This is a genomic window from Promicromonospora sp. AC04 (genome assembly GCF_003058225.1).
Lineage (GTDB): Bacteria > Actinomycetota > Actinomycetes > Actinomycetales > Cellulomonadaceae > Promicromonospora.
Map to the genome: position 1 here is coordinate 140,985 of NZ_QBUG01000014.1, position 15,599 is coordinate 156,583.

Sequence of the window (15,599 nt, forward strand, 5' to 3'; positions counted from 1 at the left end):
ACCCAGGTCGAGGATGCCGGCCTCGACGGTGCGACTAGGGCCTGTCCTGCGAATGCACCCCGCTAGCAGCCGGGCCGCGTAAACGTCCCAAATGACGACGAAGCTGTCGCTGTTGTGGCAGCCTTTTCGCATGATTGACGGGTTTGCCAAGGCGTACTTGCACGAAGAGCTGCAGTGGGCACGGGAGGCACTGGTCTGGAAACTCAACGGTCTCTCCGAATACGACATTCGGCGCCCCCTGACGGCGACCGGGACCAACCTCCTCGGCCTGGTCAAGCATATGGCGACCTGGGAAGTCAGATATCTTGGCGAGATCTTCAACCGGCCATTTCCCGAGCCGCTCCCCCGGTGGCAAGACTCCGACGGCAGCGATCTGTGGGTGACCGAACCAGAGAGCCGAGAGCAGATCGTCGACTTCTACCGGCGCGCCTGGGAGCACGCAGACGCCACAATCAATGAACTACCCATCGACGCTCCCGGACACGTGCCGTGGTGGCCACGACCTCACGTGAAGCTATTCGGCATCATGGTCCACGTTCTCAACGACACCACCCGGCACGCCGGGCACGCGGACATCCTGCGCGAACAACTCGACGGTCAGACCGGGGTCGCCGCCGGACAGCACGAGCAGATCGACGCCGTTGCCCGTGAGGCTCACTGCGCGAAGATCGAGGAGGCCGCCAGAGCAGCTTCCCGGCAGCGAGGGGAACCGCCGCTGGTCGACTAGGCCGTGTTCGGTGAATCGCGGAGCCAGAGGACGATCGCGGCGAGCGCGAGTTCGGTCCGGTAGTTGGCCGCGCGTTTGGTGAAGCGGGTAGCCAGGGCTCGGAACTGCTTGAGCCGGATTCGCAGGACACGCCCTAGCTCTCGCGGGCGCGGCCCGGGATGATCAGCGCGATCGCCAGGAGTATCGCGACGGCGAGGACCACTACCTGGCCGGTGGCCTCGCTCGACGTGAGGTGCGCGAGATGGGTGACGTGGTACGCGAAGTGCAGGACCCCGAAGAGGGTCCATGCGATGCCGAGCACGCGGCAGCCGACCTGCGCGGGCCGGACGAGCCCGTAGAGGGTTGCCGCGCCGAGCCCGAGATACATGGCGCCGTGGTCGCGGACGAGATGCTCGTTGTAGGGGCCGTCCTTGGAGACCCACTCTCCGAGGAAGACCGGGAAGTGGTCGTAGTAGGCCTGCGGCCAGAAGTAGGACCACACGCCGACCACGCCGACGATGATCACCGTCGCGCCCAGCGCGGCGTACTGCGTGCGGCTCACCGCACGTGCCCGGGTCGGCGTGCGTCCCGCTGTAGCTGTCTCAGCCATCGTTCTGTCCTTCGTCCGTTCGAGGTGTTGGTAGCCAGCCGGTGAGCTTGGCGGGGTTGAGCATGATCCAGACGTCGGTGACCAGCCCGTTCCGGACGCGGAAGTTCATGACTCCCGCGACGAGGTCGCCGGTTCGCAGCAGGACGCCGAGCCCGTCGCTCATGGGCTCCACCCGGTGGGTCAGCTCGGGCATCTTCGCGTCCACGCCGAGCACAAACCTCGCGACCCGGTCGGGGCCCTCGACGACGTTGAGCGCGGCGGTGACCACGCCGCCGCCGTCCGACCACAGCTGGACGTCCGGCGCGAGCACCCGCGTGAGCTGGTCGACGTCGCCCGCCTGTGCGGCACGGAGGAACGCCCGCACCGCGCGGTCGTGCTCGGCGCGGGGCACCGCCGCGGTCCGGTTCTCGCGGACGTGCCGGCGGCCGGCCGCGGCGAGCTGCCGGGCGGCCGCCGGCGACCGGCCGACGATCTGGGCGATCTCGTCGAAGGGGACGGCGAAGACGTCGTGCAGCACGAACGCGACCCGTTCCGCCGGCGTCATCGACTCCAGGACGACGAGCAGCGCCGTGCTGACGGCGTCGTCGAGGGTGACGCGGTCCAGCGGATCGACGGGGCCGGCGTCGGTCCCGCGGTTGCCCGGGTCGGGCGCCGTGCCGTCGAACAGGCCCGCTGGAAGCGGTTCGGGCAGCCACTGGCCGATGTACTGCTCCCGTCTCCTGCGGGCCGAGGCCAGCAGATCGAGGGCGCCGCGGCTCGCCACGCGGGTCAACCACCCGGCGGGGTTGACGATCTCGGCGCGCTCGGACTCCTCGAGCCGGTACCAGCGCAGATAGGTCTCCTGCACGATGTCCTCGGCGTCGGCGAGGGTGCCCGTCATCCGGTACGCGAGCGACAGCAGCCGGCGTCGTTCGGCGTACACCTCCTCCAGCTCGTCGTCCACGGGTTCTTTCTCGCTCTCGGTGTCGCGGTGTCTTGCTCTTCGTCAACATGACCGGACAGCCCCGAGAAATGTGAGGTCGACAAGAGGCCTCACATTTCTCGGGGCTGTCCGGTCATGTTGATGGAGGGTCGAAGACGAAGAAGGCAAGGAGCGGAGGAAGACCGATGAGAATCGCTGTCGCAGGAGGAACGGGAACTGTGGGCAGGCACGCCGTGGCCGCGGCGCATGAGCGTGGGCACGACGTCGTGGTGCTGTCGCGGGCAGACGGGGTGGACGTGACGACGGGAGTGGGGCTGACGGCGGCGCTGCGCGGGGCGGACGTCGTCATCGACGTCACCAATACGACGACGTTCTTCGCGAGCACGGCGCGGAGGTTCTTCGAGACCGCGACGCATCACCTGCTCGCGTCGGAGCAGGCGGCCGGGGTCGGCCACCATGTGGCCCTGTCCATCGTCGGGATCGACGACATCGACGCCTCCTACTACGCGGGCAAGCTCGCGCAGGAGCGCGCCGTCGCGGCCGGGAAGGTTCCGTACACGATCGCGCGCGCGGCGCAGTTCCACGAGTTCGTCGGGCAGCTGCTGGCGAGCCAGAAGGGGCCCGTCGTCGTCATGCCCACGGCTCCGATGCGCCCGGTCGCCGCACGCGAGGTCGGCGAGTACCTCGTGACCGTGGCCGAGTCCAGCCCTGCCGGGCGTGCCACCGATCTCGTCGGGCCGCGGGACGAGCAGCTCGCCGACCTCGCGCGCCGTCAGCTCGCGCACGACGGCGCCCGCCGCAAGGTCCTGGAGCTCAGGCTTCCCGGCCGCTACGCCCGGGGTCTCGCGTCGGGCTCGTTGCGCGGGGACGGGCCGCGGATCGAGGGCAAGGTCACCTTCGACGACTGGCTCACCAGCGCAGACGTCCGTCGTACAGCCTGACGCACCCGCAGGACCGAAGGCCCCCGAGGCGAACCTCGGGGGCCTTCGGCGTTCCAGCGTGACCGTCAGTCGCAGTGCTCGAACGGGCTGGTGTAGCTGGTGCTGCCGACCGAGCCGCCCCACTTGACGCAGGTGTTGGGCGCCGATCGCTTCACCGGGCCCGCGTAGTACGAGTAGCTGCCGGAGTCGGTGGTGCGGGACGCACCCTCGGGTTCCAGGAAGGCCGAGACCGCGCTCGGGGTGCCCAGGCTCGTGTACTTCAGGGTGACCACGCAGTTGCTGCCGGTGCCGGAGCTGTACAGCAGGTAGGTCCGGCCCACGGTGCCGAGCGCGGCCTCGTCGACCACCGCGTAGCCGCTGCCGCAGACCTCGGTGGGGGTGTACGGGTTGCTCCCGCCGCCGCACGCGTTGGTGCTCGTGACGGCCTTCTTCTGGCCGACCGAGACGGTCACGCCCTCGACGGTCGGGGAGGTGTCGACGACGCCGGACGAGCTGCGCTGTTCGTAGTGCAGGTGCGGCGCGTCCGAGCCGCCGGTCGACCCGACGGTCCCGATGACGGTGCCCTGGCTGACCGACATCGTCTGGCCGGGGCTGCGCACCATCGTGGCGAGGTGGGCGTACCGCGTGCGGGTGCCGTCGCTGTGCACGATCTGCACCCACTGGCCGTAGCTGGTGCTGCCCTCGTTGTCGAAGGTGGCGGTCCCGGCGGCCGTTGCGCGGACCGTCTCGCCGTTGATGGCGTCGCTGCCGTAGGACTGCCAGTCGATGGAGCCGTTGGGGCTGTGGCCGCCGCTCCAGTTGTTGGCGTAGAACGTCTTGCTGCAGTTGAACGGCGACTTGTGGGAGATGGCCAGCACGCCGGCGTCGTCCGCCGCCGTGGCCGAGGCCGCCGGTGAGACGAACAGGGCGACCGCGGCCATGGCCGCGAGCGCCCACTGCTTCGTGGTCCTTCTGCGGAACGGGGAGATGACTGACATTGGTGCTCTCCATCCTGGGGTCCGACTCTTGGTCTGACGCCGGAAGGCTGACACGGCCCGCAGGAGGTGCCCATGGGTAGGGCTCCCCCTGGACGTCGCCTGGATGTAGTGCCTGCTGGCTTCCTCCGTGGGCGTACGTACCTGCGTTGACACCGGCCACGCGAGGATGCACGGTGCAAAACATGACGCATATCCCGGTGCTCGGCCGATCCTCTCAGCCCGAGCTGCTCGTGCTCCACTCCGTCCGGATCCAGGGCATGGCCGACGACGACGCCGTCGCCGGGCGCTTCGGCCTGGACCAGGCGGACGCGCGCGAGCTCCTGCTCGACGCCGAGGCGTACGGCTGGATCAGGCAGGCGGCGTTCGGGGAGACGGCGGGATGGTCGATGACGGAGCGTGGCCGCGCCGAGGACGACCGGCTCCTGGCCGAGGAGCTGGCGGGCACGGGCGCCCGGCCCGTCGTCGAGCAGGTGCACGAGGCGTTCGTGCCCCTGAACGGCCGCCTGCTGCAGGCGTGCACCGACTGGCAGCTGCGGTCCGAGGAGGGCGGCCGGCTCACGCCGAACACGCACACCGACGACGAGTGGGACGCGCGGGTGCTCGGCGAGCTCGAAGGGCTGGGCGGCGAGCTGGGACCGCTGGTCGCCGCGCTCGCCGCGGTCCTGGCGCGGTTCGCGGGGTACGACACGCGGTTCTCCGCGGCGTTGGGCTGGGTGCGGGCCGGGCGGGGCGAGTGGGTGGCCGGCACCGGTATCGACTCGTGCCACGTCGTGTGGATGGAGCTGCACGAGGACCTGATCTCGACCCTGGGCATCCAGCGGAGCGCGTAGCCGGCGCCGCGGAGTAGTTGTCTCCCGGGGCTATGCATCATGCACATCGCGCTGGTACTGTCCGGACGGCGATGTCCGGACCGGACATCCGACCAGTCCCCAGCGCACAGGAGGCACCGCGTGCACCCCGGCTACACCTCGGTCCCCGACGGCGACGGCCCGTTCCCCGGCGTCGTCGTGGTGCACGACGCCTACGGGATGACCGCCGAGCTGCGCCGCGTCTGCGACCACCTCGCGGCCCAGGGCTACCTCGTGCACGCCCCGTCGATGTACCAGCGCGGGCGCTGCCTGCGGCAGACCTTCCGCAGCCTCGTCGCCGACGAGGGACCGGCCTACGACCGGCTCGAGGCCGAGCGCGCGGCGCTCGCGGCCCGGCCCGACTGCACCGGCCGGGTCGGGATCATGGGGTTCTGCCTGGGCGGCCGGTTCGCCCTGGTCGCGGCGGGGCGCGGCAGGTTCGACGCCGCCGCGGTGCAGTACGGCCTGCTTCCCGAGGGCAAGCAGGAGCCGGAGGAGCTCGACCGGATGCTGTCGGCGCCGTGCCCGGTCGTGGCGAGCTACGGCGCGCGGGACAAGGTCGTCGCGGTCGCGGAGGTGGACAAGCTCCGGACCGGTCTCGAGCGGTCGGGCGTCCCGGTGGACCTGAAGGTGTATCCCGAGGCGACGCACTCGTTCCTGGCCCAGTACACGGGCCCGCTCGGGATGCTGATGCGGGTCCAGGGCATGTCGCACGACCCGGAGGCGTCGGCGGACGCCTGGGAGCGGACATTCGCCTTCTTCGAGGAGCACCTCGGCGAGGCGAGCCGGCCGGCTTCGGACTAGGCCGGCGACGGACCGCCGGTCAGGACCACAGCGCGGCCAGGGCCGCGGCCTGCGCCCGGCCCACCGCACGTCCGGCGGCCGCCGACGGCGCCCGCGTCGCGGGCGAGAGCGGGTTGCCGCCGAATGCCTCGATCGAGGCGTCGTCGGCGCCGATCATGAGGACCCTTGCCGGTGCCAGGTCGGCGATCTGATCGGCGGCCGAGGGGCCGAACGGGGACGTCGTGCCCTCGCGCTGCGGCGTGATGACCAGGACGAAGTCGGCGCCGGCGGCGAGGTCCACGTTCGCCACCGAGCGCATGCCGCCGTCGATGTAGCGCCGGTCGCCGATGGTCACCGGCGGCCACAAGCCGGGGACGGCGCAGCTGGCGGCAACGGCGTCCAGGAGCCGGACGCCGGAGGCGCGCCGGAAGATCGTCAGCTCGCCTGACTCGGCGTCGACGGCCGGGATCACGAGGTCCGTGCTCGGCCACTCGGTGCTCGGCAGGCGCGCCTCGTGCACCTTGAGGCGGGCCGCCTCGTCGGTGGTGGGCGCGGCCAGCGCCATCGCGCCGATCCGACGCCGGAACTCGGCCGGCTCGGGAGCGGTGCCGTCGGCGTACGGCCGCATCGCGGCGGTCCAGCCCGCGATCATCGCGACCGCGTCGAGCCGGACCTCGATCACCACGGTCTCCGGGACCAGCTGCGCAGCGTAGAGCTCCTCCAGCGGCGTACCGCTCGTGATCTGGGCGGCTACCGAGGAGCCGGCGGACGTCCCGATCACCCGGTCGGCACCCAGGATGCGGGCGGCGAGCTCCGCGTCCTTGTCGGCGATGCCCTGCAGCACACCCAGCTCCCAGGCGACTCCGGCGACACCGCCACCACCCAGTACGAGTGCGACGGTCATGATTCGCACTGTACGGGGCGGTGCTCGGTGAGTCGCGGTGCGGGGTCAGGTTCACCCGGGTGGTCTGAGTCCCGCAGGCCTACTCGATCAGGCCCGCCCAGCGCCGGGACAGGTCCACCAGGGTGACCCGGTCCAGCGCGTCGACCTGCTCGGGCGTGTGCCAGGCGACGCCGTCGGTGGAGCCGTCCTCCTCGACGCGCAGCTCGCCGCCGGTGACATGCGCCCGGTACACGATCCGCAGGGCGTGCACCGGGCGGTCCGACGGGCGCACGCGCTCCGCGCTGGGGATCACGAAGCTGTCGACACCGAGCAGCCCGTCCAGCTCCACGTGGTACCCGGACTCCTCGAAGACCTCGCGGACGGCGGCGTCGGCCGGGTCCTCGCCCGGGTCGATCCCGCCGCCCGGCATGGTCCAGCCGCTGTGCCCGCCCTCGTTCCAGTGCGGCAGGAGCAGCCGTCCGTGCTCGTCGGTGATGAGGGCGTACGCGGCGACACGGAGGTCCATCGCTCCGTCTGTACTGGTGAACATGGTGCCCATCATTCCGTCAGCGGGCGGGGTCAGCCGACGTCCTCGCCCGCGAGCGCCTTCGCCGCGAGCCGCTCCTCCTCGCTGACCTCCCACACCTCGTGCGCGGCGTGCAGGGCCAGGAGGATGATCACGCAGCCCAGGATCAGGTCGGGCCACCCGGAACCGGTCCACGCGGTGACCAGGCCCATGGCGATGATCGCGACGTTGACGAGCACGTCGTTGCGGGCCGAGAGGAAGGCGGCGCGGCCGAGCGCGCCGCCGTGGTGGTGGGCCCGGGCCAGCAGCCAGGCGCTGGTCCCGTTGACGGCTATCGCCCCGAGGGAGGCGACGACGAGCGGGACGACGTCGGGCGCCGTCGGCGCGGCGAACCGTTGCACCGCCTCCCAGGCCGCCAGCGCGGCCGGGCCCAGGATGATCAGGGCCATGGCCTTGCCCATCCGGGCCCGCCGGGCGAGCGGCCAGCCCAGCGCGACGAGGATCAGCACGTTGATCGCCGTGTCCTCGAGGAAGTCGACGCTGTCGGCGAGCAGGGAGACGGACCCGGCGGCGAGGGCGACGGAGAGCTCGACGAAGAAGTAGGCGAAGTTCAGGGCCGCGACGATCAGCACGGCCCGGCGCAGCCGGGCCGCACGGGGATCCTGGGTACCGGTCACGGCACCCATTGTCCCGTGCGGCCCGGCCGCGCCGGACCGCGGGGTCAGTCCGTCGAGCGGATCATCGCGCGCACGCCGACCGCCAGGCCGAGCGCGGCCGTGGCCACGGCCGCGACCCAGCCCCAGGCGACCGCCGAGGACAGGACGTCGCCCGCGAAGGCCGCGCGGCCCGAGTCGACGACGTAGCGCAGCGGGTTCACCGAGGACACGGCGCGCATCCACGCCGGGCCGGTCTCCAGGGGCAGCAGCATGCCCGACAGCAGCATGACCGGGAACAGGACGGTCTGCTGCACCACCCAGAACATCCACTCCTGCTTGCGCACCGCGAGCGCCAGCGCGTACGACAGGGAGCCGACGCCGATGCCGAGCACCGCGAGCTGCAGCAGCGTGAGCGCCGCGCCGATCGGGTCCGGGCGCAGGCCGAACGGCAGCATGACGAGCAGCACCACCGCGGACTGGGCGATGATCGGCACCATCTCCTTGAGCGCGCGGCCCACGAGCTGCGCCGGGCGGGAGAGCGGGGTGACCAGCATCCGCTCGTGCACACCCGACGAGAGGTCGAGCTGCAGGTTGGAGCCCGTCACCGAGGTGCCGAACAGCGTGGTCATCGCCAGGACGGCCGGCACGAACCACAGCCAGACGTCGCCGCCGAGGGTCCCGCCGGCCGAGCCGGCGAGCAGCGGGCCGAACAGCCCGAGGAAGACGAGCGGCTGCACCAGGCCGAAGACCAGTGAGAACGGGTCACGCACCACGGGCCGGAGCTCGCGGACCAGCACGATCCGGGTATCGCGCAGGAAGCTGCGGCGGGGGAGCTGCCGAGCGGCCGCGGCCGAGGTAGGGGTCAGGTCGGGGGACACGGTCGCGGCGCTCATGCCAGGACCTCCTTCTTGGTCGGTTCGGATCCGTCGGTCGAGAGTTCGTCGGTCGCGCCTGTCGGGGCCCCGGTCTCGGCGGGCCCGGCCCCCGAGCCGTCGACCCCGGTCTCGCGCAGGCTGCGGCCGGTCAGGCCGAGGAAGACGTCGTCGAGGGTCGGCCGCGCGACGTCCACGCGGCTCACGGCGAGGCCCGCGGCGTCCGCCGCGCGCAGCAGGCCTGGCGTGGCGCCGGGACCGTCGACCGTGCGGATCGCGACGCTGCTCGCCCCGGACTCCGGCACCACCCGGACCGAGCGGGTGCCCGGCGCGCGCTCCGCGACGGCGGCCAGCGCCGCGGCGTCGTCGGGTGCCACGCGGAGGGTGACGAGGTCGCCCGCCAGCTCGGCCTTCAGGGCGTCGGCGGTGTCGTCCGCGATGACCTGCCCGTTGTCCACCACGATGACCCGTTCGGCGAACGTGTCCGCCTCGTCGAGGTAGTGCGTGGTGAGCACTATCGTCATGGGCTCGGCCGCCGCGGTGCGCATCCGCAGGATGTGCTCCCAGAGGTTGGCGCGGTTGTGGGGGTCCAGCCCCGTGGACGGCTCGTCGAGGAACAGCAGCGACGGCTCGTGGACCAGGCCGACGGCCACGTCGAGGCGGCGCTTCTGCCCGCCCGACAGGCTCTCGATCTTCCGGTCGGCCTGCTCCGTCAGGTCGAGGGCCTCGAGCAGCTCGCCGGCCCGGCCCCGGGCGGTGCGCCGGTCGAGGCCGTAGATCTCGCCCTGGGTGACGAGCTCGTCCCGGACGCGCTGGGAGGCACCGCCGGCGCCGCCCTGGCCCACGTAGCCGATGGCGGCGCGGACCCGGTCCGGGTGGGTGACGACGTCGTACCCGGCGACCTGAGCCGTGCCCGACGTCGGCGGGATGAGCGTGGTCAGCATGCGCAGCGTCGTGGTCTTTCCGGCGCCGTTGGGGCCGAGCACGGCCACCAGCTCGCCCGGCTCGACGTCGAGCGAGATGCCACGCACGGCGTGGACGGTGCGGGTGCGGCTCACCACGAAGTCCTTGGTGAGCTCTCGAGTGCGGATCACGGTTGTCTCCTTCTAGCGGTCTCGTCCTGCGGTCTGGCTATGTGACCCACTCTTCCGGTAGTAGCGGTCAGCTCCTGTCCTCTACCGCGTGCGATGCTGAACTCATGCTTGAGACCTCCGGACGCCTCCTCGCCCTCCTGTCGCTCCTCCAGGCGCGCCGCGACTGGCCGGGCGCGCTCCTGGCCGACCGGCTGAACGTGAGCCCGCGCACGGTGCGGCGCGACGTCGACCGGCTGCGCGAGCTCGGCTACCCGGTCAACGCCACCAAGGGGCCCGACGGCGGCTACCGCCTCGACGCCGGCGCTGAGCTGCCGCCCCTGCTGTTCGACGACGAGCAGGCGATCGCCGTCGCCGTCGCGCTGCGGACCGGGGCCATCCCCGGGGCGGAGGAGGGGGCGCTGCGGGCGCTGGCGACGATCCGCCAGGTCATGCCGGCCCGCCTGCGGACGCGCCTGGACGCGCTCGAGGTGACCACCGTGCGGCGTCGGCCCCGGGCCGACGAGGCGGCAGTGGCCCCGGACACGCTCCTGGCGCTCGGTTCGGCGTGCCAGGCCCGCGAGGTCGTGCGGTTCGACTACGCGGGCGGGACCATGGCCGCCCTCGGCGAGGGGGAGGCCGCCTTCCGGCCGCCGCGCCGGGTCGAGCCGCACCACCTCGTGACGTCGGACGGGCGCTGGTACCTCGTCGCCTTCGACCTCGACCGCGACGACTGGCGGCTCTTCCGGGTCGACAGGCTGACGCTCCGGTCGGGGACCGGGCCGCGGTTCGTCCGGCGGGAGGTGCCGGGCGGCTCCGTCGCGGACTTCGTCGGCTCCCGGATCAGCGGGGCGCCGTCACCCGTGCGCGGCGAGGTGGTGTTCCATGCCCGCGCCGCCGACGTCGCGCCCTGGGTCGGGGCCCAGGGCCTGTGCGAGCCGCTGCCGGACATCGACGGCGCGGCCCGCTGCCGGGTGGTGCTCGGCTCGTGGTCCTGGGGCGGCCTGGCCGGGCGGTTCGGCGCCTTCGACGTGCCGTTCGAGGTGGTGGGGCCGCCCGAGCTCGCCGAGGCGACCCGCGTGCTGGCGGCCCGCTACGCGGGAGCGGTGCCGGGCTGACCGGCCGCCGGACGCACGGGCCGGCGTGTGGCCTGACCTGCGCGAAGGGGGCGCGGGGAGGGGGAACCGCACAGTAGGTTGGGGCGTTCCCCGTATTCACGACCCCAACAGAGAGCGTGCGCATGACGAACCTGTCGGACTTCACCGGCGACGACCTCGACCAGATCCTCGACGCGCCGGGAGCCGTGCTCAAGGGCGCGACCCTCGCCGACGGCCGTCCGGGAGCCTTCCAGTTCCTCAAGGAGATGACCTCGGGCGCCAAGGTGTTCCGGGAGGCCCAGGAGCATGAGAACGACTTCGTCCGCTCGGTGGCGATCGGCATGCGTGACCGGCTCAAGGAGCAGGACGCGGCCGAGGCCGAGGCGGTGGCGAACCCCGCCTCGCAGGTCGGGGTGGCGGCCGCGGCCGCCGCGACGGAGCGTGCGGCGACCGAGGGCGCGCGTCCGGACCCGGAGGGGGAGACCGCCCGGGCGGTCGAGCTGACCGGCGCCGCGGTCGCGCTGCTGCGCGCCCGCGGCGACGAGAAGGACGCCGTCGCCTACGGCGAGTGGCTGCTCCGGATCGCCGAGCAGGTCGCCGGGGCCGCTGGGTCCAAGGAGGGCGGCTTCTTCAGCAGGCGGGTCAAGGTCTCCGCGGGCGAGCGTGCCTTCATCGACCGGCTCACGACCGCTGTCGGGGGCTGACCTCGCGAAGGGAAGCGCGCCGGCGTCAGGCCGGCCGCTGCCGCGCGTACTCGAGCTCAGGCCGCCCGCGCGCCCCGTACCGGGGCGCGCGGGTGGCGACCCCGGCGTCCGCGAGGAACTCCAGGTAGCGGCGCGCGGTGATGCGCGCCAGGTGGAGCTCGTCGGCCACCTCGCTCGCGGACAGCGCGCCGGGCTGCCGGGCGAGCAGGTCGGACACGGCGTCCAGCGTGTCCTGCGACAGGCCCTTCGGCAGCCCGGCGGCGTTGGAGGTGCGCAGCGCCGCGAACGCCGTGTCCACCTCGCGCTGGCTGAGCGTGGAGACGGGCGAGCGCATCTGGTCGAAGTACTTGCGGTACGCGCCGAGCTTCTCGGCGAACAGCCCGAACGCGAACGGCTTGATGAGGTACTGCACGACGCCGATGGCCACCGCCTCGCGCACGGTCTCGAGCTCGCGGGCCGCCGTCACCGCTATCACGTCCACCACGAGGCCGGCCGCGCGGAGCTGACGGCACAGGACCAGGCCGTGGTGGTCGGGCAGGTTCATGTCCAGCAGGAGCAGGTGCACCTCCTGCCCGGCCGACTGGGCGTCGCGCAGCGCGCGGACGGTGTCGCTGGCGGTGTGCACCACCCCGGCGAGCTCGAACCCGTCCACCCGGCGCACGTACTCGCCGTGCGCCTCGGCGGTGCGGTGGTCGTCCTCCACGACCAGGACCCGGATCATGAGTTGCGCACCGAGCCGCTCAGCCGGGTGCCCGGCGCCGGCGCCGGCAGGTTCGCGGGGCGGGGGAGCGTGACCGTGAAGACCGCCCCCGCGCTCGTGCCGGTCCCGCGGGACACCTCGACGTCGCCGCCGAAGCTCTCGGCCACCTGGCGCACGAGCGCCAGACCGTAGCCGCGGCCGCCTGCCGCGGCGTCCTTGGTGCTCCAGCCGTGGTCGAAGATGTGGTCCAGGTCGGCGTCGGCGATGCCGGATCCGCTGTCGGAGACCTGGAACACCAGGGAGCCGTCGTCGCCGTTGGCGAGGTACACCTCCACCCACGCCTCGGCGGCCGGCTCCGCGGTGTCGTCCAGGGCGCGGGCCGCGGCGGCGTCTATCGCGTTGTCGATCAGGTTGCCCAGGATGGTCACCACGTCCACGGGCTCCAGCCAGTGGGTGCCCGGCGCCAGGTGCGTCTCGAAGTGCATCTCGACCGCTCGCTCGCGCGCCTGCGCCGCCTTGCCCAGGACGAGCGCGGCGATCACCGGCTCCTCGATCGCCTGCACCACGCGGTCCGTGAGGCGCTGGCCCAGGTCGCGCTCGCTCGCGACGAAGCGCAGCGCCTCGTCGCTCCGGCCCAGCTCGATGAGCGTGGCGATGGTGTGTAGGCGGTTGCTGAAGTCGTGGGTCTGGGCGCGCAGCGCCTCGGAGATGGTGCGCACGGAGGACAGCTCGCCGGTGACGCGCTGCAGCTCGGTGCGATCGCGCAGGGAGACGATCTCGCCGACGTTCCGGCCGGCCGCCGCAGCGGTGTCGCGGCCGACGAGCAGCACCCGGTCGCCGACCCGGACCGGGCCCTCCGGCGTCGCGCCGCCCAGCACGTCGCGGACGGCGGCGGACAGCCGCGGGTCCGTCACGGAGAACGGGGCCGCGAGGTCCGGGACGTCGAGCAGGCGCAGCGCCTCGTCGTTGGCGAGGACCACCGTGCCGTCCTCGACGAGCAGCATGCCCTCCTCGACCGAGTGCAGCACCGCCTCGTGCGCGGTGAACAGGTGGGCCAGCTCGTCCGGGCCCTTGCTCTCCGTGATCCGGTCCAGGCGGCGCGCGAGCAGGGTCGCGGCGACGGCGCCCGTGCCGAACGCCAGGAGCGTCCCGACCCCGACGATCACCAGGCGCGGCACGATGCTGTCCCACAGCCGGTCGAGCGTCACCCCGGCCGACACCATGCCCACCACCTCGCCGTCGTCCGCCACGACGGGCACGACGGCGCGCACCGACGGTCCGAGCGTGCCGTCGTAGACCTCGGTGAAGGCCTCGCCGCCCAGCGCCGGGGCGATGGTGCCCACGAACGACTGCCCGATCTGCCACGTGTTGCGGTGCGTGTAGCGGGTCCGGTCGGTGTCCATGACGGTCAGGTAGTCGATCTCGGTGGTGGCCATGACCCGCTCGGCATACGGCTGCAGGAGGCCCGACGCCTCGGCGACCGAGCCGGCGCGGTCCGTCGCGGCCTCCTCGTGCGCCCGGGCCACTGTGTCGATCACCAGCGACTCCGCCGCGACCGTGGCCGCGAGGTCGGTGCTCTCCTTCGCGGCGTGCGTCTCCGCCGAGGACCGGGCGTCGAGCGCCAGCAGCCCGAACACGACGACGGCGCCCGCGAACAGCAGCGCCGTGTGCATCGCGAGGAACCACCTCGCGATACTCGCACCCCGTCGCTGCGCCACGGACCCATTGTGGCCCGTGCGCGAGGCGCCGGTGACCGCCCGAGAACACTATGTACGCAATGGTGGGGTTCGCCGCCGTCGCCCCCACTCTTGTGGCTGACCACACAACGTTGTGAGAGGAACAAGACCATGGCGGCAACGCAGCCCCCCGGCGTCGGGACCACCCCGCGCCGTCGGCTCGACAAGAGTCACTACCTGTACATCGCGGTGATCGTGGCCGTCGTGGCCGGCGTCATCGTGGGCCTGGCGTCCCCCGAGACCGGAGTGGCGCTGAAGCCGCTCGGCACCGGGTTCGTCGCACTGATCAAGATGATGATCTCGCCGGTGATCTTCTGCACCATCGTGCTGGGGATCGGGTCCATCGCGAAGGCCGCGACGGTGGGCCGGGTCGGCGGGCTCGCGCTGCTCTACTTCATCGTCATGTCGACGTTCGCGCTGTTCATCGGCCTGGTCGTCGGCAACGTGCTGCACCCGGGCGAGGGCCTGTCCGTCGCGGGCGTGAGCTACGAGGCGGAGGGGGAGGCGTCGTCCACCGTCGACTTCCTGCTCGGGATCATCCCGACCACTCTGGTCTCGCCGCTCAGCGGCGAGTCGGTGCTGCAGACCCTGTTCGTGGCGCTGCTGGTCGGGTTCGGCATCCAGCAGCTCGGCACGCGCGGGAAGCCCGCGCTCGAAGCCGTGCGCCTGATCCAGTCGATCGTGTTCCGCGTCCTGACGATGATCCTGTGGGTCGCGCCGGTCGGTGCGTTCGGCGCCATCGCCGCCGTCGTCGGCGAGACCGGGTGGGGCGCGGTCGTCCAGCTGGGCATCCTGATGGCCGGCTTCTACGTGACGTGCATCCTGTTCATCGTCGTCGTGCTCGGCACCGTGCTGCGGCTCGCGTCCGGCGTGAACATCTTCTCGCTCATGAAGTACCTGGCGCGCGAGTACCTGCTGATCGTGAGCACCTCGTCGTCCGAGGCGGCCCTGCCGCGCCTGATCGCCAAGATGGAGCACCTGGGCGTCTCCAAGCCGGTGGTGGGCATCACCGTGCCGACCGGGTACTCGTTCAACCTGGACGGCACGGCGATCTACCTGACCATGGCGTCGCTGTTCATCGCGTCCGCCCTGGGCACGCCCATGTCGATCCCCGAGCAGATCGGCATGCTGGCCTTCATGATCATCGCCTCCAAGGGTGCGGCAGGCGTCACCGGCGCCGGCCTGGCGACGCTGGCCGGCGGCCTGCAGACCTACCGCCCCGACCTGGTCGACGGCGTGGGGATCATCGTCGGCATCGACCGCTTCATGTCCGAGGCGCGGGCGGTGACCAACTTCACCGGCAACGCGGTGGCCACGGTGGTCATCGGCACGTGGACCAAGGAGATCGACCGCGAGCGCGTGGGCCAGGTCCTGGCCGGCACGATCCCGTTCGACGAGACCGCGATGGACGACCCGCACGGCGGCCCGGCCGACGCGGAGAACAGCGTGCCCGACGGCGGGGACGCCCCCGCCAACGGCACGCCGGAGGGCGCGGCCGCCGGCCAGAACGGCAGCCCGCGCACGAAGGCGGCCGAGCCGACGGCGGTCTGACCGGCTGAACGACCGAC

17 protein-coding genes are annotated in these 15,599 nt (G+C 72.3%); 7 read left to right on the forward strand and 10 right to left on the reverse strand.

Translation table 11 applies throughout. The annotated features are described in order from the left end of the window. The first annotated feature begins 91 nt into the window (after nucleotides 1-91). Entirely contained in the window at nucleotides 92-727 is a 636-nt protein-coding gene (locus C8K30_RS27915) for a DinB family protein (RefSeq protein ID WP_233257529.1), read from the forward strand. Nucleotides 728-860: 133 nt separating this feature from the next. On the opposite strand, the gene C8K30_RS27920 is transcribed toward C8K30_RS27915, so the two are convergent. Further along, nucleotides 861-1,316, reverse strand: a complete 456-nt coding sequence (locus C8K30_RS27920; RefSeq protein WP_108496160.1) for a hypothetical protein — start codon at nucleotides 1,314-1,316, stop codon at nucleotides 861-863. Beyond that, nucleotides 1,309-2,259, reverse strand: a complete 951-nt coding sequence (sigJ, locus tag C8K30_RS27925) for an RNA polymerase sigma factor SigJ (protein ID WP_108496161.1) — start codon at nucleotides 2,257-2,259, stop codon at nucleotides 1,309-1,311. The genes C8K30_RS27920 and sigJ overlap by 8 nt, the downstream gene beginning before the upstream one ends. 164 nt (nucleotides 2,260-2,423) lie before the next feature. Between sigJ and C8K30_RS27930 the strand changes: the two genes are divergently transcribed. Next, on the forward strand, nucleotides 2,424-3,179 hold the full coding sequence (locus C8K30_RS27930) for an SDR family oxidoreductase (RefSeq protein ID WP_108496162.1): 756 nt from the start codon (nucleotides 2,424-2,426) through the stop codon (nucleotides 3,177-3,179). A 65-nt stretch (nucleotides 3,180-3,244) separates the two neighbouring features. Here C8K30_RS27930 and C8K30_RS27935 read toward each other — a convergent pair whose 3' ends face one another. After that, nucleotides 3,245-4,156, reverse strand: coding sequence for a M23 family metallopeptidase (locus tag C8K30_RS27935; protein WP_108496163.1), 912 nt, complete (start codon nucleotides 4,154-4,156; stop codon nucleotides 3,245-3,247). Between the two features lie 182 nt (nucleotides 4,157-4,338). Between C8K30_RS27935 and C8K30_RS27940 the strand changes: the two genes are divergently transcribed. Together C8K30_RS27940 and C8K30_RS27945 are read left to right on the forward strand one after the other, a co-directional pair. Continuing rightward, a complete protein-coding gene (locus tag C8K30_RS27940; RefSeq protein WP_108496164.1) occupies nucleotides 4,339-4,986 on the forward strand; it encodes a transcriptional regulator in 648 nt (215 codons plus the stop codon). Nucleotides 4,987-5,106: 120 nt separating this feature from the next. Beyond that, complete coding sequence (locus C8K30_RS27945; RefSeq protein WP_233257530.1) at nucleotides 5,107-5,808, forward strand: dienelactone hydrolase family protein; 702 nt, start codon at nucleotides 5,107-5,109, stop codon at nucleotides 5,806-5,808. Between the two features lie 19 nt (nucleotides 5,809-5,827). On the opposite strand, the gene C8K30_RS27950 is transcribed toward C8K30_RS27945, so the two are convergent. The 5 genes from C8K30_RS27950 to C8K30_RS27970 all read right to left on the reverse strand — a co-directional run bounded on the left by C8K30_RS27950 (nucleotide 5,828) and on the right by C8K30_RS27970 (nucleotide 9,818). Beyond that, nucleotides 5,828-6,691, reverse strand: a complete 864-nt coding sequence (locus C8K30_RS27950; protein WP_108496166.1) for a patatin-like phospholipase family protein — start codon at nucleotides 6,689-6,691, stop codon at nucleotides 5,828-5,830. A gap of 79 nt (nucleotides 6,692-6,770) precedes the next feature. Continuing rightward, nucleotides 6,771-7,196: an NUDIX hydrolase gene (locus C8K30_RS27955; protein ID WP_108496212.1), complete on the reverse strand. Its 426-nt coding sequence runs from the start codon at nucleotides 7,194-7,196 to the stop codon at nucleotides 6,771-6,773. 53 nt (nucleotides 7,197-7,249) lie between these two features. Next, nucleotides 7,250-7,873: a cation transporter gene (locus tag C8K30_RS27960; protein WP_233257531.1), complete on the reverse strand. Its 624-nt coding sequence runs from the start codon at nucleotides 7,871-7,873 to the stop codon at nucleotides 7,250-7,252. A 44-nt stretch (nucleotides 7,874-7,917) separates the two neighbouring features. Beyond that, a complete protein-coding gene (locus C8K30_RS27965) occupies nucleotides 7,918-8,745 on the reverse strand; it encodes an ABC transporter permease (protein ID WP_108496168.1) in 828 nt (275 codons plus the stop codon). Then, nucleotides 8,742-9,818: an ATP-binding cassette domain-containing protein gene (locus C8K30_RS27970; RefSeq protein ID WP_108496169.1), complete on the reverse strand. Its 1,077-nt coding sequence runs from the start codon at nucleotides 9,816-9,818 to the stop codon at nucleotides 8,742-8,744. The genes C8K30_RS27965 and C8K30_RS27970 overlap by 4 nt, the downstream gene beginning before the upstream one ends. Before the next feature lie 104 nt (nucleotides 9,819-9,922). On the opposite strand from C8K30_RS27970, the gene C8K30_RS27975 reads away from it, so the two are divergent. Beyond that, nucleotides 9,923-10,912, forward strand: a complete 990-nt coding sequence (locus C8K30_RS27975) for a YafY family protein (RefSeq protein ID WP_108496170.1) — start codon at nucleotides 9,923-9,925, stop codon at nucleotides 10,910-10,912. 122 nt (nucleotides 10,913-11,034) lie between these two features. Beyond that, on the forward strand, nucleotides 11,035-11,595 hold the full coding sequence (locus tag C8K30_RS27980) for a hypothetical protein (RefSeq protein WP_108496171.1): 561 nt from the start codon (nucleotides 11,035-11,037) through the stop codon (nucleotides 11,593-11,595). Between the two features lie 25 nt (nucleotides 11,596-11,620). Here C8K30_RS27980 and C8K30_RS27985 read toward each other — a convergent pair whose 3' ends face one another. Together C8K30_RS27985 and C8K30_RS27990 are read right to left on the reverse strand one after the other, a co-directional pair. After that, nucleotides 11,621-12,316 carry a response regulator gene (locus tag C8K30_RS27985; protein WP_108496172.1) on the reverse strand — a complete coding sequence of 232 codons (696 nt, stop codon included), beginning with the start codon at nucleotides 12,314-12,316 and terminating at the stop codon, nucleotides 11,621-11,623. Then, nucleotides 12,313-14,013: an ATP-binding protein gene (locus tag C8K30_RS27990; protein ID WP_146197617.1), complete on the reverse strand. Its 1,701-nt coding sequence runs from the start codon at nucleotides 14,011-14,013 to the stop codon at nucleotides 12,313-12,315. The genes C8K30_RS27985 and C8K30_RS27990 overlap by 4 nt, the downstream gene beginning before the upstream one ends. Before the next feature lie 129 nt (nucleotides 14,014-14,142). On the opposite strand from C8K30_RS27990, the gene C8K30_RS27995 reads away from it, so the two are divergent. Continuing rightward, nucleotides 14,143-15,582, forward strand: a complete 1,440-nt coding sequence (locus C8K30_RS27995; RefSeq protein WP_108496174.1) for a cation:dicarboxylate symporter family transporter — start codon at nucleotides 14,143-14,145, stop codon at nucleotides 15,580-15,582. The last annotated feature ends 17 nt before the right edge of the window (nucleotides 15,583-15,599 follow it).